Source organism: Enterobacter sp. BRE11 (assembly GCF_031844285.1).
Classification (GTDB): Bacteria; Pseudomonadota; Gammaproteobacteria; order Enterobacterales; family Enterobacteriaceae; genus Pantoea.
Map to the genome: position 1 here is coordinate 1 of NZ_JAUZUX010000019.1, position 13,157 is coordinate 13,157.

General features: G+C 59.1%; 11 protein-coding genes. 2 read left to right on the top strand and 9 right to left on the bottom strand.

Annotated features, from left to right (window positions below; all coding sequences use genetic code 11):
* Window positions 1–210: 210 nt before the first annotated feature.
* The 3 genes from Q9R34_RS18235 to Q9R34_RS18245 all read right to left on the bottom strand — a co-directional run bounded on the left by Q9R34_RS18235 (window position 211) and on the right by Q9R34_RS18245 (window position 3,009).
* The gene (locus tag Q9R34_RS18235; protein ID WP_434125602.1) at window positions 211–1,224 is read right to left on the bottom strand and encodes a TIGR04086 family membrane protein; all 1,014 of its coding nucleotides are present in this window, start codon (window positions 1,222–1,224) and stop codon (window positions 211–213) included.
* A gap of 211 nt (window positions 1,225–1,435) precedes the next feature.
* Entirely contained in the window at window positions 1,436–2,419 is a 984-nt protein-coding gene (locus Q9R34_RS18240) for a nickel/cobalt transporter (RefSeq protein ID WP_485895548.1), read from the bottom strand.
* Window positions 2,410–3,009, bottom strand: a complete 600-nt coding sequence (locus Q9R34_RS18245) for a DUF1007 family protein (protein WP_485895645.1) — start codon at window positions 3,007–3,009, stop codon at window positions 2,410–2,412. The genes Q9R34_RS18240 and Q9R34_RS18245 overlap by 10 nt, the downstream gene beginning before the upstream one ends.
* Before the next feature lie 184 nt (window positions 3,010–3,193).
* Here Q9R34_RS18245 and csiE point away from each other — a divergent pair, with 184 nt between their 5' ends.
* A complete protein-coding gene (csiE, locus tag Q9R34_RS18250; RefSeq protein WP_485895550.1) occupies window positions 3,194–4,462 on the top strand; it encodes a stationary phase inducible protein CsiE in 1,269 nt (422 codons plus the stop codon).
* Here csiE and Q9R34_RS18255 read toward each other — a convergent pair.
* Window positions 4,459–5,598: a 3-phenylpropionate MFS transporter gene (locus Q9R34_RS18255; RefSeq protein ID WP_485895552.1), complete on the bottom strand. Its 1,140-nt coding sequence runs from the start codon at window positions 5,596–5,598 to the stop codon at window positions 4,459–4,461. The genes csiE and Q9R34_RS18255 overlap by 4 nt on opposite strands.
* 116 nt (window positions 5,599–5,714) lie before the next feature.
* Entirely contained in the window at window positions 5,715–6,968 is a 1,254-nt protein-coding gene (gene glyA, locus Q9R34_RS18260; RefSeq protein WP_485895554.1) for a serine hydroxymethyltransferase, read from the bottom strand.
* A 332-nt stretch (window positions 6,969–7,300) separates the two neighbouring features.
* Here glyA and hmpA point away from each other — a divergent pair, with 332 nt between their 5' ends.
* A complete protein-coding gene (gene hmpA / locus Q9R34_RS18265) occupies window positions 7,301–8,485 on the top strand; it encodes an NO-inducible flavohemoprotein (RefSeq protein WP_485895556.1) in 1,185 nt (394 codons plus the stop codon).
* A gap of 271 nt (window positions 8,486–8,756) precedes the next feature.
* Here hmpA and glnB read toward each other — a convergent pair whose 3' ends face one another.
* The 4 genes from glnB to Q9R34_RS18285 form a co-directional block, all read right to left on the bottom strand.
* Window positions 8,757–9,095 carry a nitrogen regulatory protein P-II gene (gene glnB / locus Q9R34_RS18270; RefSeq protein ID WP_033753971.1) on the bottom strand — a complete coding sequence of 113 codons (339 nt, stop codon included), beginning with the start codon at window positions 9,093–9,095 and terminating at the stop codon, window positions 8,757–8,759.
* 148 nt (window positions 9,096–9,243) lie between these two features.
* Window positions 9,244–10,578: a two-component system response regulator GlrR gene (gene glrR / locus Q9R34_RS18275; protein ID WP_434125593.1), complete on the bottom strand. Its 1,335-nt coding sequence runs from the start codon at window positions 10,576–10,578 to the stop codon at window positions 9,244–9,246.
* Complete coding sequence (gene qseG / locus Q9R34_RS18280) at window positions 10,578–11,246, bottom strand: two-component system QseEF-associated lipoprotein QseG (RefSeq protein WP_485895559.1); 669 nt, start codon at window positions 11,244–11,246, stop codon at window positions 10,578–10,580. Before qseG ends, glrR begins: the two co-directional genes overlap by 1 nt.
* A 3-nt stretch (window positions 11,247–11,249) precedes the next feature.
* A complete protein-coding gene (locus Q9R34_RS18285; protein ID WP_434125590.1) occupies window positions 11,250–12,677 on the bottom strand; it encodes a sensor histidine kinase in 1,428 nt (475 codons plus the stop codon).
* Window positions 12,678–13,157: the final 480 nt, after the last annotated feature.

The window sequence follows — 13,157 nt, forward strand, 5'->3', positions numbered from 1 at the left end:
GGCTCTAAGCCGCCTTGAACTCGCGCTGGAAAGGTAAAAACGCGGATGGTATGAAGCGAAGAGCAGAGCGTCCCGCGCCAGGGATGGCGCGGGCCGAGCGATCAGGGATGACTTGAGCGACTTTGCGATCGATTCATACCATTCGCGTCTGCACCAGACAAAATTAAAGGCGGCTTTTCAGCCGCCTTTTTTATTAGCCAAATCTCAATCTTAACGACGTTCGTGGCTCAGCACCTGACGCGGCTGAGTGCGACGACCGATGCGTCCCATCACGCCAGCCAGCACCGCTTCAATCAGCAGCATAAAGAAGGCGTACCAGCTCGCTTTCGCGGTTGCCGCAGCAGCCTGCTCAGCCGCCTCACGCGCTTTTTGTTCTGCCTGCTGCTTCAGCTGTTGATACTGCTGCATCGCTTTCTGATAGCTCTGTTCAGCCTGGTTTACGATCTGCTCAACTTCCTGATCGCTCTTGCCAGTGCGTGCCTTAATGATATTTTTCAGTGCGTCGCGGTCAGCCGCCTGCAGAGTATCGGCATGGCGATTCATCACGCCGCGAATCCAGTTAGTAATATCAGTATCGGCATTCTGTGGATTCTGCGCGGTATTTTTCGCCTGATTTTCGGCGTTATTCGCTTCGCTATTTGCATCCTGCTGTAAATTTTCCGGCTGCAGTTCCGGTTTGCCAGTCTGGCGCAGCGTAGTGGTCAATTCATTTTGCAAATCATCGAGGTTAATATTATTTTCCTGCAGCTTCTGCTTAGCAAAATCGGTCACTGCCGGTGCCGCTGCGGAAATACCGTTTCCTGCCGCCTGAAAGCCTGCGCCAATAATATTGAACGCGCCGCCGATCAGGCTGCTGGCGAGAGAAACGGCCAGCCAGATAGTAAATAATGTGCTCAGACCAAACATCAGCAGTCCATGCAGCGCACCTTCGCGCTGCGCCAGACGGCCCGCCAGATAGCTACCAACCGCCATGGCGATCAGCATGCTCAGACCGGTCCAGATCAGGGCGCCGGTGCCAAGATGCTGCAGTGGGTTTTGCTCCTGCTGAGGATCGACGGTAGTGGCGCCAATCGCGGTTCCGAGCAGCGTCAGTAAAATATGCACAATCAGCGCGCCAATTACGCCGGCAAATACGGCGCTCCATGAAATACGCTTTAACGGTAATCCCGCGTGCGTTTCAGTAATGGTTTCTGTTGTGCCATTATTAATCCGGGTTTCGTGCATGGTGGTTCTCCTCGCAACAGACAACGTTAAATAATCAATATTAAAAAGGACAATACATGTGGTTGTTGTTATTTAGCGTAGACGAGAAAACACTTTTCACCACAGTTAGCGTCAACATATTGCAATTAGCGAAGCGTGAATGTTTTAGATAAGCAAAGCGGAATAAAGCAAGGGCGCAAGATACTATTTTTTGCGCCCTCTGTAGCAATTATTAACCGAACGGACGAAGGCCACCGCCCATGCCCAACGTAGCACTCTGCCACAGTGCCAGCCCTGTCGCGATCAGCTGCGCGCTGCCGATCAGTGCCAAAAGAGGCATCGCCAGCGCCGCCATCGAGGTCGTGCGGCTTTCACCGCTCAGCCGCTGCGCCAGCGTCCGGGCGCGCTGCACTAGCAGACCGATGACGGAAATGGTTAACGCGGTGCCCAGCGCCATGACTATGGCTGACACGACGCCCCAGAGATAAACGCCGATAACGCGCGAAAAGAGCAGCATCATAATCGCCCCTGAACAGGGACGCAGCCCCATCGACGCCACCAGCAGCAGTTGGGTTTTCACGCTGACAGCCTCAGCGACCTGCTGCGCATCCGGCAGATGCGCGTGGCCGCAGCCGCAGCCTGCATGATGATGATGATCGGCATGCAAGGCGCGGATTTTCATCGGCGCGCGCGGCCGCAGCTGACGTCGCAGCGTCTTGAGGGCGCGCACGCCGATCCCTGTCCCTAACCCGATCACCAGCAGATAGCTGCCCTTCTCCAGCCAGTAGCTGCTGAGATGCAGCTGGCGCGATGAGGTCTGCAGCACCACCAGCATCAGCGTCACCAGAAGAATGGCGACGCTGCCCTGCAGCAGCGACGCCAGCAGCGTCAGCCTGAGGGTGATAGCAAGGCGCGCCGGATGGGTCGCGAGGAAGGTGGTGATGACCACTTTGCCATGGCCGGGCCCCAGCGCATGCAGCACACCATAGGCCAGACTGAACAGCACCAGCAGGCCGCCAGCCTGCCCGGGCGCGCTTTTAACCTGCTGCAGCAGCTGGGCCATCTGCTGATGAAGCCCTCTCTGCCAGATGGCGCTTTGCAGCAGGATCTGCGGCCAGTATTGCCACAGCGCCAGCGCCCCTGCTGCCAGCGCCAGAGCCAGCAGCCATAGCGGCCAGATGCGACGCGCGCGGCGTTGAGAAAGTATCAATGACATGTCAGCGTTACCTTTTGCGCAAACTGACGCCCCAGATCCATCTGCTCAGGCGGCGCGTCGGCTTTATCGAGCGACAGCGCATACTGCTTCAGCGAGCTGTCAGGTTTCGGCGTCTGCAGCGCCACCTCACATCGGCCCTGCAGCGCGGTCGGCAGGGTGAGCGCACGGGCGTCTCTATAGGTCATATCGACGAAATAGGTGGGATCGAACGTCAGGATTTCGAAACGCTGTCCGGCCAGCTGCGGCGGCTCTGCCAGCGGCAGCACAAACTCCAGCACCGCTTTGTTGCCGCTGCGCGATAGCACGTAGGACGCTGGCAGGTTGAGGAATTTTACGCGCTGGCCGTTGTGCCAGACCTCGGAAAAATAGTGCTGACCCAGCACGTTCGCCATCACCTCCGCCGCCAGCTTTTTCCAGCGATCGCTACCAGGCTTCGCATCGCCCGCATCGTAAAGCAGATCGGCCGAGGTGATCTCGTCCATGGTCCAGCGCATTTTCAGCCCGGTCAGCATATCGCCGTTGGCAACCACTTCGGTTTGCATGTCGATAAAGCTGTGCGGATGCGCATGGCTGGCAGCGCTCAGCGTCATCAGTAAAGTAAAAAGCGCGCTTCTTTTGAGGTTAAAAAGAGACATACCAGGTTAAACGCTCCTGTGAATGACAAAAAAATTGTGACCCGCCCTGAAGCATTGCACAAAAAACCGGCCGAAAGCCGCGGCCCTGTTCACCATTGGCTATTCTTAGCGCAATACCGGACCGCTGGAATCCAGACTAATGAGTTCTGCTCCCTCCTTGGCACCACTCTTCACCCGTTCACAGCGTCGTTGTCATCTGCTGCTGCTACTGTATCTGCCTACTCCCGCGCTTACGCTCGAAAAACTCTGTCAGTTAAACGGGGTTGAGGCCGCTGTCGCCCGACAGGATATCGAAGATGTCAGGGATGAGATACAGCGTTATCACCAGCTGGAACTGCATCATATGGTGGACGGCAGCTTTCGCATTCACGGCACCGAGCTGGATCGGCGACTTTGCCTGCTGCACTGGCTGCGGCGCGGGCTGCGTTTGTCGGAAAATTTCGTGCGCGACCACTTCGCCGCGCCGCTGCGCCAGCGGCTGAGAGCGATGAAAATCGAAAAAGCGCTCTATGACGAAACCAATTTGCAGGCGCTGATTCAGCACTGCAGCCTGAAGCTCCGTCGCGACTTCAGCACGCGCGACCGCCTGTTCCTGCAAATTTTTATGAAATATGGCCTGATGCAGCGCCAGCCTGCGCTGTTTAACGAGCGTCAGCTTGCCTGGCTGCAGCAAAAGGTTGAGCGCGAGGCGGCGATGGACGTCATTCTGCACTGGCAAAAACGCTGCCACCTGGCGCCGCATATCAGCGAGGCGGAATTCTGGACGCTGCTGTTTAGCCTGATCCACGCGCCCACGCCTGACGCGCTCGACCATCCCTGCAGCCAGCGGCTGATGCTGGCCACCAGACAGCTGGTCGCCGCCTTCGAGCAGCTGGCTGCCCTGCGCTTCAACGAGCCCGAGGAACTGACGGAGCAGCTTTATACCCATCTGGCGCAGGCGCTGGATCGCGCCCATTTTGGCATCGGTATTGATAACAGCGTCGCGCTGGACGTCACCAAACTCTATCCACGGCTGCTGCGCACCACGCAACAGGCGCTGAGCGGTTTTGAAACAACATATGATGTGGACTTTAGTCAGGAGGAGGTGAGCCTGATTGCGGTGATCTTCGGCGCCTGGCTAATGCAGGAGAATGCGCTGCAGGAAAAGCAGGTGCTGCTGCTGACGGGCGATAATGCCCGGCTTGAGCAGCAGATTGAGCAGCAGCTTCGCGAAATCACCCTGCTCCCGATAAATATCAAATATCAGGAGATGAGCGATTTTCAGCGCGAGGGCGCGCCGCGCGAAATCGCGCTGGTGATCTCGCCTTACGCCACTTCGCTGCCGCTCTATTCGCCGCCGCTGATCCACGCCGAGCTGCCGCTGAGCGAACACCAGCAGCAGCGTATCCGGGCGCTGCTGGAGGCTTAAACCGCGCGCGGCCGCAAGAAGAGCGCCGGTAGCGCCACCAGCGCCATTACCCAGAAGAGATGGCCCTGAAGATGCGCGAACAGCACGCCGCAAACCATGGTCATCACCGCGATGCCGCCGCCCATCGCCAGCGCTGAATAGATCGATTGCAGCCGAATCACGTCCGGGCCACGGCGCGCGGCGATAAAACGCATTGCCGCCAGATGACAGACGGTAAAGCTGCCGCAGTGCAGGATCTGCCCCACAATAAGCCACGGCAGCTCAACGGTCGCGCCCAGCAGCGTCCAGCGCGCCAGCGCGCAGAGGCCGGAGAGCAGCAGCAGATCGCGCGCGCGCCAGCGGCGAAACAGGCGATTGCTCAGGGCGAAAACCACAATCTCCGCCACCACGCCGAGCGACCACAGATAGCCGACCACCGAAGCGGAATAGCCGCTCTGCTGCCACCAGATGGCGCTAAAGCCGTAGTAGGCGGCGTGCGCGCCCTGCATCAGCGTGACGCACAGCATAAAGCGCCACACGCTGTTCTCGCGCAGCAGATCGCGCCACGCCTGCCAGCCGCCGCCTGTCGCGCTGTGCCGCTCCTCGCCCTGGGGTCGGGTATGCGGCGGCAACAGCATACCGCCCAGCATCGCCAGCACGCCAACGGAGAGCAGAGCCAGAATCGCCTGCGATGACCAGTGGTTTACCAGCAGCCCGGTCAGCGCGGAGCTGATCACGAACGCCAGCGATCCCCACAGCCGCACCGGCCCGTATTTGAGTCCGATCTGCTGCGTCCAGGTGGCGGCCAGCGCATCGCTGAGCGGTACCAGCGGCGAGAAAAAAAGGTTAAAGCCCACCATCACAAAGAGCAGCCACAGCCACTGCTGCCCTATCCAGTAGCCAGCGGCGAACAGGCAGGTCACCAGCGCCAGCAGGCGCAGCGCGGTAATCAGCTGCGCCGGATGCTTGACCTGTGAAGCGATGAGCAGGCTGCCCATGAAGCGCGCCACCATGCCGCAGCCCAGCAGCAGGCCGATTTTTTCCGCGTCAAGGCCGGTCTCTTTGAGCCAGACGCCCCAGAAAGGCAGATAAGTGCCGTAGCAAAAAAAGTAAGTGAAATAGCCAAGACCGAGCCATTTCGCCGAGCCGATAGTCATTCTGCCTCCCGCAGCAAAGCGTCCATAGTAAGTAAGTGCGCGCGATTTTAGCCTAAAAAAGGCAATAAAAAAGGATGGCCGAAGCCATCCTCAGTCACGATCGCGCTGGCGTACGCTTAGGCGTAAACCGGCAGACGCGAGCAGATATCCAGCACTTTCTGTTTGGTGCGTTCGATAGTCGCTTCGTCGTTGACGTTGTCCAGCACGTCAGCGATCCAGCCAGCCAGCTCGCGAACTTCCACTTCTTTAAAGCCGCGACGAGTGACCGCAGGCGTACCGATACGCACGCCGGAGGTGACAAACGGGCTTTTCGGATCGTTCGGCACGCTGTTTTTATTAACGGTAATGTTGGCGCGGCCCAGGGCGGCGTCCGCCTCTTTGCCGGTCATGTTCTTGCTCACCAGGTCGATCAGGAACAGGTGGTTATGGGTGCCGCCGGAGACGATGTCGTAGCCGCGCGCAATCAGCACTTCTACCATCGCTTTGGCGTTTTTCGCTACCTGCTGCTGGTACGCTTTGAACGCCGGCTCCATCGCCTCTTTGAACGCCACCGCTTTACCGGCGATAACGTGCATCAGCGGACCGCCCTGCCCACCCGGGAAGACGGCAGAGTTAAGTTTCTTGTAGAGATCTTCGTCGCCGCCTTTCGCCAGGATCAGGCCGCCACGCGGACCCGCCAGGGTTTTATGGGTGGTCGAGGTGACGATGTGCGCATGCGGCACCGGGCTCGGATAGACGTCAGCGGCGATCAGGCCAGCCACGTGCGCCATATCGACAAACAGGTAAGCGCCGACGCTGTCAGCAATTTCACGCATCTTCGCCCAGTCGCAGACGCCGGAATAGGCGGAGAAGCCGCCAACGATCATCTTCGGCTGATGCGTTTTCGCCAGTTCCGCCAGCTCGTTGTAGTCAATTTTGCCGCTCTCATCGATGCCGTAAGGCACGACGTTGTAGAGTTTGCCGGAAAGGTTGACCGGCGAACCGTGAGTCAGATGACCGCCATGCGCCAGATTCATGCCCAGAATGGTGTCGCCCGGCTGCAGCAGCGCGGTATAGACGGCGAAGTTAGCCTGAGAGCCGGAATGCGGCTGCACGTTGGCGAAGTCGGCGCCAAACAGCGCTTTCGCGCGATCGATCGCCAGCTGCTCAACGATATCGACATATTCACAACCGCCGTAGTAGCGTTTTCCCGGATACCCTTCCGCGTATTTATTGGTGAGCTGCGAACCTTGCGCCTGCATTACACGTGGGCTGGTGTAGTTTTCAGAAGCAATCAGTTCAATGTGCTCTTCCTGACGCACTTTCTCTTGCTCCATCGCCTGCCACAACTCGGCATCATAATCGGCAATGTTCATTTCACGCTTTAACATCCGCATCTCCTGACTCAGCTAACTTTTTAACGGCGGTTTAGGCTCCCTTACGGAGCAAAGGCCAACAGTGTAAACCGTTTTGCCAGGTGACGGTAGCGCCAATTCCGCTTTACACGCAAACGATTGGCTTCGCGCTGGCAAAGGTTTTTTACGCTTTTGTATACGGCATACACATCACGATTTTTCGTCAGGTTGTGGGGCAAATTTTTTTCAATTTGTACCAAAACCTTGCCAGCGCCCCGGCCCGATTTCGCAGCGGGTTATTTACAACCTCGAGGGTACAACTATAACATACATTTAAAATACAACTTTACGCAGCCGGAGGTATTCCCATGCTTGACGCACAAACCATCGCCACCGTGAAATCCACGCTTCCCGCCGTTGCCGCCGTAGGACCGAAGCTTACCGCTCACTTCTACGATCGCATGCTGTCGCAGCACCCCGAACTCAAAAACGTCTTCAATATGAATAACCAGCGCAATGGCAACCAGCGCGAGGCGCTGTTTAACGCCATCTGCGCCTATGGTGCGAATCTCGATAACCTGGCGGCGCTGCTGCCCGCCGTCGAAAAGATCGCTCAGAAGCATGCCAGCCTGGCGATCAAGCCGGAACAGTACGCGATTGTCGGCGAGAACCTGCTGGCCACGATTAAGGAGCTGCTAAATCCAGGCGATGAGGTGCTGGCGGCGTGGGGCCGCGCTTACGGCGTGCTGGCCGATGTCTTTATCCAGCGCGAAGAGGCGATTTATCAGGAAACCGAGCAGCAGGTAGGCGGCTGGCGCGGCACGCGCCCCTTCCGCATCGCCGCTATCGACACGCAAAGTTCCGTTATCAAGAGCTTTACCCTGACCCCGGTCGACGGCGGCGCGGTTGCGGCGTTTAAACCAGGCCAGTATCTCACCGTGCATCTGCATCCCGCCGAATTTGAGTTTCAGCAGAATCGCCAGTATTCGCTGACCCACACCAGCAACGGCAAAAGCTACCGCATCGCCGTGAAGCGCGATGCGCAAGGCACCGTCTCCGGCTGGCTGCATGAAAAAGCGCAGGTCGGCGATGTGCTGGATCTGACCGCGCCGCACGGCGACGTATTTATGGAAGCAGGTACGGAGACGCCGGTAGCGCTGATCTCTGCAGGCGTCGGCGTAACGCCGACGCTGGCAATGCTGCATGCGCTGGCTGAACAGCAGCATGCCGCACCGGTGACCTGGCTGCATGCGGCGGAAAACGGTGCGCAGCACGCTTTTGCGGAAGAAGTGGCTGAGACGGGCGCGCGCCTGCGCGACTTTGAGAAACGCGTCTGGTACCGCGTGCCGGAGGCGGCCGACGCTGGCCGTTTCGATGCCGAGGGCATGATGGATTTGGCTGCCGAATCCGCACGATTGCAGGATGCGCGCACGCAGTTCTGGCTGTGCGGTCCGATCGGCTTTATGCAGTTTATCGCCGGTCAGCTGCAAGACGCGGGCGTCGACGCTTCACGCATTCACTATGAAGTGTTTGGCCCGCATAAAGGGCTTTGATGCTGCTTCAGGAACCGACTACAGGCGGCACATAATGCCCGGTAGCAGGTAGTACAGACCGGAGAGCAAAGCGTCCCGCGCCAGGGACAAAAACGCCGGAAGGGTTTTTGAAAAACGTAACGCATTAGCCCGTTTACGGACGCACCTCAGGGATGAGGTGCGTAATCGCGCGGGCCGGGCTGGCAAAGATGCCGTATTTTGCGTCTTTACGATCGGGCTATATCACCTGCGCTGGCACTCAGCTACAGACCAGGCCCGCAGGTTTACGGCGTTAAATCGCCTCTTCGTCCTCTTCGCCGGTACGAATACGTACCACGCGCGACACGTCGAAAACAAAGATCTTACCGTCGCCGATTTTACCGGTCTGCGCGGTTTTCATAATGGTTTCCACGCAGGTGTCGACGATGTCGTCGCCCACGACCATTTCGATTTTCACCTTCGGCAGAAAATCGACCATATATTCCGCGCCGCGATAGAGTTCGGTGTGACCTTTCTGACGACCGAAACCTTTTACTTCAGAGACCGTCATCCCGGTGATGCCGACTTCAGCTAAGGCTTCGCGCACATCGTCGAGTTTGAATGGTTTGATAATCGCATCAATCTTTTTCATGTCAGACCCTTTTCTCACTCCCTCCGTGGCCGGATGGGGTGCTGTAAGTATAGACCCGCAGCCGCTGGCTACAGGCGCGTTGCCCGCAACGCATCCCGGCCGCCGGGGCATTCGTCGACGCTCTCAGGCGCTTCATCGCGCCAGAAAGCTACTCTTTAAAATCGCTGGCGTCCAGTTCATGTCGGGACAGCAGCTTATAAAACTCGGTGCGATTGCGCCCGGCCAGCCGGGCGGCATGGGTGACATTGCCTTTGGTCATCTGCAACAGCTTACGCAGGTAGTTCAGCTCAAACTGGTTGCGCGCTTCGACAAAAGTTGGCAATACGCTGTTCTCGCCGCTCAGCGCCTGCTCGACCAGCGCATCGCTGATCACCGGCGACGAGGTCAGCGCGACGCATTGCTCGATGACATTGACCAGCTGGCGAACGTTGCCCGGCCAGCTCGCCGTCATCAGCCGCTTCATCGCATCTACGGAGAAGCTGCGCACAAAGGGTTTATGCCGATCCGCCGCCTGACGCAGCAGATGGCCAGCGAGCAGCGGAATATCTTCCGTGCGCTCATGCAGCGCCGGCAGCTTAAGATTGACCACGTTGAGGCGGTAAAAGAGATCTTCACGGAACTCTTTCTTCTCCATCGCCTTCGGCAGGTCGCGATGCGTGGCGGAGATAATGCGCACGTTAATGTCGATATCGTGATTGCTGCCGAGCGGACGAATTTTACGCTCCTGCAGCACGCGCAGCAGCTTTACCTGCAGCGACGGCGGCATATCGCCGATTTCGTCCAGAAACAGCGTGCCGCCTTCCGCCGCCTGAAACAGCCCCTCCCGCGCGCTGACCGCGCCGGTAAAGGCGCCGCGAGCGTGACCAAATAGCTCTGATTCCAGCAGCTGCTCCGGCAGCGCGCCGCAGTTAATGGCGACAAAAGGTTTGCCCGCGCGCGGGCTGGCGGCGTGGATCGCCTGCGCCAGCACCTCTTTGCCGCTGCCGCTCTGGCCGTTAATTAAGACGCTAACGTCGGACTGCGCCACCATGTGCGCCTGCTCCAGCAGCCGCAGCATAATCGGGCTGCGGGTGACAATCGCTTCGCGCCAGCGGTCGTCACTGGCTGGCGCGCGCTGCGCCAGCGCGTCGTCGATCGCTTTATAAAGCGCGTCGCGGTCTACCGGCTTGGTCAGGAAGCTGAATACCCCCTGCTGCGTGGCGGAGACGGCGTCGGGAATCGAGCCGTGCGCGGTGAGAATAATCACCGGCAGGCTGGGGTTACGCTTCTGGATCTCGCCGAACAGCGCCAGCCCGTCCATCTCATCCATACGCAAATCGCTGATGACGAGATCGATCTGCTCTTTCTGCAGCAGGCGCAGCGCTTCCGGCCCGCTGGCGGCGGTAGTGACCTGGTAACCTTCGCTGCTGAGGCGCATCCCCAGCAGCTTCAGCAGGCTGGGATCGTCATCCACCAGCAGCAGACGTGCGGATTGTCTGGCCATTAAGGCTCCTCACGTGGCAAGGTTTCCGGCGCATGGCCGCTTTCGGTGACGTCCGGCGTTTTACGCGAAGAGAGCTGACGTTCGATATCCGTCAGGCGCTCCAGCTTATGCTGCGTGTCGTTAAGGGTCTGGCGCAGCTGCGTCTGCTGCTGACGCAGCGTGTCGAGCTGTGCATCGCTGCTTTGCTGCAAATGCGCAAAGCGCGTGCGCGTTTCGCTGAGATCGAGCTGCGCGACCTGGTTGCTGCGCCACAGCTGAATCAGCGGGCGCACCGCGCCGGGAAAGCGGGCACTGTACGCATCCAGCACGTCGACGTAACCGCGGCGTTCCAGCGGCATAACGTTGCCGTTAGCCATCAGGATGCCGTTTTTAAAGGCGCGCGCCCAGCCTTCTACCGGCCAGCGATGCGCTTCCGCACGCGCCTCTGCGGGCGACAGGCGCTCAGCGCAGTCGATGGCGCGCAGCCAGTAGAGCGGATTCCCCGTTGCCGTCGCGCTTTCGTTGCGCCAGACGCTGGCGCAGTCGGTCGCCAGATAATCGGGAAGCCTGACCTCCGGCTCGGCGACGACGGCGTCGCGATGCGCGGACGAGGCGGCCGGGGAGGCGCTGCAGCCGCTGAGCGAAAGGCTCAGCAGCGCAGTAAAAAGTGAGGCGAAGACGATATTCATCTGTCAGTGATTCCCGGCTGTGTGATTCAGTACAATGCGAAAACAAACGTCGGCATCTTTGCTGTCGATCAGCAGCAGATCCCCCTGCATGCGGCGCAGACAGTCTTTGGCGATGCTCAGTCCCAGCCCGCTGCCCTTGACCGGCCCTTTGCGCTGCAGGCTCCCCTGAAAAAAGGGTTCGAATATCATTTCCCGTTCTTTAGCGGGAATCGGCGTGCCGCTGTTGGCGACCTCTATCCACACCTTGTCGCCGTGCAGCTGGCTGCGCAGCCAAATGCTACCGGATTCACCGCCATAGTTCACGGCGTTAGAGTATAAGTTGTCAATAACGCGCATCAGCAGCATTGGCTCCGCCAGACAGCTTTTCACCTGAAGGTCGCAATGTACATGCATCAGCTTAGCGCGCGCCGGTAGCGCATGGGCACCGACCACCATATCCACCAGCTCGTCGATATCCACCCTCTCCAGCGTCGTCGGCCCCTCTGCCAGCTTGCGGTTGTAGTCGAGCAGCTGCTCAATCAGGCGCTGCAGATGACGGCTGCTGGTATCCAGGATCGCCACGACCTCTTTCTGGTCGCCGTTCAGCGCGCCCACCACCTCGTCCGCCAGCAGCTCCGTGCCCTCGCGCAGGCTGGCGAGCGGCGTCTTCAGCTCGTGGGAGAGGTGGCGCAGGAACGCATGGCGCTGCGTCTCGAGCCACGCCAGCCGCTCGCTGAGCCAGACGATGCGCTGTCCCAGCGAGCGCAGCTCACGCGGGCCGCGAAACGCCACGGTCGCGCCCAGCTCGCGCCCTTCGCCGAGCCGGTTAATCATGCGTTCGACGCTTTTTACCGGTCCGATAATCATGCGGGTGAACAGCAGCACCAGCGCCAGGCTGACGATAAACAGGATAAGCGCCTGCCAGCCGAAAAACTGGCCGCGATCGGCGATTTCGCGCTGCAGCTGCAGCCCGCGCGCGAACACCACTTCGCGCGTTTCCTGCACCAGCTGCGCATTCACGGCGGAAAAGCGCTCCAGCGCCTGCGAGGCCGCGTTGACCGGGTTGCCGTTATCGCACTTGAGTTCGGCGAGCTGCGGCAGCGTCGCGCGCAGGGTCTGAAACGCCGCCAGCTCAGGCAGGCTGGAGGCGTGAGCCTCGAGGATCTGGCTATAGCGCACGCGCTGAGTCTCATAGAGGCGCGCCAGGGTGGCATCGCCCAGCACGCAATATTGCCGGTAGCTGCGCTCCAGCTCCAGCGCGGTGCGCGCCATCGCTTCGCTGCGGCGCACGTCGGTGAAGGTGTTGCGGTTGGTATCGACGGCCTGATCGCTTAACGCCGACAAACTTTCCCAGGCCTGCCAGGCAAGCACCAGCAGCGGCAGCAGCACCAGCAAAAACGCCATCAGCACCAGCTGGCGCAACGATCGGGGAAATAAACGCCATCTTCTCACGCGGTCGCTTCCTGTAATAAAGGCTGTGAGAATGCTAGCGAAGTCCGTCGGTGGAAGATAGAGCGGAAATGAAAACGGCAGGCCTTTTGGCCTGCCGTGAGAGCGGCGCCGCAGCATCGCCCGAAAAGAAGGTGGAGCCTAACTCAACGTTGCGCCCGATGCTTGATAACGTTGCAGAGCAAACGATTATCGGTTGGTGGACGGCAGGCTCCGTTTGGTGCGTCATTCAGTTTTTATGAGCTCTGCCGCCGAAGCGGGGCAATCATAAACAGGAGAATGAGCCACGCGTTAATATTAGCAAAGTTCGTGCCAAAAAATAAATAACTTTCTTTTTCATGAGGTTGCCAGCCTGCTTTGCTCTGTCTGTTGCCTGATGCACCTCTTCTGCTGTCGCTAAAACCCAACACATCGATACCCTGAGTGTTAATCGCTGATTTATCATCAGGATAAATGTCTCCTTTTGGAGACAGCGAAAGGAGG

Coding starts and splice junctions, on each gene's coding strand:
- Q9R34_RS18240 (WP_485895548.1), bottom strand. CDS start 2,419: ATGTCATTGATACTTTCTCAACGCCGCGCGCGTCGCATCTGGCCGCTA.
- csiE (WP_485895550.1), top strand. CDS start 3,194: ATGAGTTCTGCTCCCTCCTTGGCACCACTCTTCACCCGTTCACAGCGT.
- hmpA (WP_485895556.1), top strand. CDS start 7,301: ATGCTTGACGCACAAACCATCGCCACCGTGAAATCCACGCTTCCCGCC.
- Q9R34_RS18255 (WP_485895552.1), bottom strand. CDS start 5,598: ATGACTATCGGCTCGGCGAAATGGCTCGGTCTTGGCTATTTCACTTAC.
- glnB (WP_033753971.1), bottom strand. CDS start 9,095: ATGAAAAAGATTGATGCGATTATCAAACCATTCAAACTCGACGATGTG.
- qseG (WP_485895559.1), bottom strand. CDS start 11,246: ATGAATATCGTCTTCGCCTCACTTTTTACTGCGCTGCTGAGCCTTTCG.
- glrR (WP_434125593.1), bottom strand. CDS start 10,578: ATGGCCAGACAATCCGCACGTCTGCTGCTGGTGGATGACGATCCCAGC.
- glyA (WP_485895554.1), bottom strand. CDS start 6,968: ATGTTAAAGCGTGAAATGAACATTGCCGATTATGATGCCGAGTTGTGG.
- Q9R34_RS18235 (WP_434125602.1), bottom strand. CDS start 1,224: ATGCACGAAACCCGGATTAATAATGGCACAACAGAAACCATTACTGAA.
- Q9R34_RS18245 (WP_485895645.1), bottom strand. CDS start 3,009: ATGACGCTGAGCGCTGCCAGCCATGCGCATCCGCACAGCTTTATCGAC.